We start from the raw sequence: 442 nt of genomic DNA on the forward strand, positions 1-442 counted from the left end.
CCGAATCCTGATCGGCGCCCCTCCCACCCAATCCCCTCATGCTGAGGCGGTGTCGCGCACCGACGCCCTCGAAGGAGCCCTCTGGGAATCGCGCGGCTGGCTGGAGGGCTCCTTCGAGGCCCAGCGATCTTCGATCGCCGGGCACTTCAGGATGAGGGGGCTGGGTTGCAACAACGCTGGACCCGACACGCGCCCGCGCCTGAACCCTCACCCCCTCGGCGGCGCCGCCCTAATCCAACCGCACCAGCCGGTCGAGGAGCGCGCGGTCGTGCAGCAGCGCCATGCGCTCCTTGGGCGAGAGCCAGGCCCGGGCCTCGGCCACGGTCTCGGCTTCGCAGATCTTGGCGGTGGCCAGCGTCTGGTCCGGGTCGATGGCGCCGCGGGGGCGGGACAGGCCGGCGGGCAACATGGTCGCGTGGGCTTCGGCCAGCGCGGGGTCGGC

Annotated in this window: 1 protein-coding gene; it reads right to left on the reverse strand. The window is 72.6% G+C overall.

Annotation, left to right across the window (positions count from 1 at the left end; translation table 11 throughout):
* Nucleotides 1-229: 229 nt before the first annotated feature.
* Nucleotides 230-442: hypothetical protein (locus MKK84_RS34600; RefSeq protein WP_243927475.1), on the reverse strand; the 213-nt coding region annotated here is incomplete at its 5' end.

This window comes from Methylobacterium sp. E-065, from assembly GCF_022829605.1.
Taxonomy (GTDB): Bacteria; Pseudomonadota; Alphaproteobacteria; order Rhizobiales; family Beijerinckiaceae; genus Methylobacterium.